Annotated in this window: 1 protein-coding gene; it reads left to right on the top strand. The window is 56.5% G+C overall.

All coding sequences use genetic code 11. The features are described from left to right. Positions 1 to 248: response regulator (locus tag FDX22_RS21875; protein ID WP_146717767.1), on the top strand; the 248-nt coding region annotated here is incomplete at both ends.

The following is a 248-nucleotide window of genomic DNA, read 5'->3' as shown; positions in this document are numbered from 1 at the left end:
TGATGACGAAGAAAATGTTCGCCGTATGCTTGCCACTGCGTTTTCCCTGCAAGGGCATGAGACGCACTGCGCCAGCGATGGAAAAGCCGCGCTGACTCTGTTTGCTGATACGCATCCTGACGTGGTACTGATGGACATCCGCATGCCAGAGATGGACGGTATTGATGCATTGAAAGTCATGCGCGCCCAGCAGCCGCGGATCCCCGTTATTCTGATGACGGCCTACGCCGAAGTGGAGACCGCAGTGG

It is taken from the genome of Citrobacter sp. TBCS-14 (genome assembly GCF_005280805.1).
GTDB classification, from domain to species: Bacteria; Pseudomonadota; Gammaproteobacteria; order Enterobacterales; family Enterobacteriaceae; genus Citrobacter; species Citrobacter gillenii.
Note: the sequence above shows the minus strand (reverse complement) of the source record. Positions and strands in the feature narration are given on the sequence as shown.